The sequence below is a fragment of the Zoogloea sp. LCSB751 genome, assembly GCF_002028455.1.
Taxonomy (GTDB): domain Bacteria; phylum Pseudomonadota; class Gammaproteobacteria; order Burkholderiales; family Rhodocyclaceae; genus Zoogloea.
Genome location: NZ_MWUM01000186.1, coordinates 1 through 273 on the forward strand (window position 1 = coordinate 1; position 273 = coordinate 273).

Annotated in this window: 1 pseudogene; it reads right to left on the reverse strand. The window is 50.2% G+C overall.

The features are described from left to right. Window positions 1-273: pseudogene (locus B4920_RS26285) on the reverse strand (cobyric acid synthase CobQ); the annotation flags it as partial.

A 273-nucleotide genomic window follows, 5' to 3' on the forward strand; every position in this document is an offset into this window, starting at 1 on the left:
ACCAAAAAAAGCCGAGGCTTCGAGTGTCGTTAACGCTTTACCCTGCACAATAATTTGGGCGCCCGTATCTGAACTGGGTTTGAGTAAAATCGGATTAAAATCAGTATGTGGCGCTAAATAACAGGCCGCGGCTTGCAGCGCCTGGGCGCGACCAATCTCGCCGCCATCAACAGTCACAGCACTATTAAGCGCCATATTCTGTGGTTTAAAAGGAGCGACGTTTACACCCTGACGGGCTAGCAATCGGCAAATTCCCGCCACCAACGTACTTTT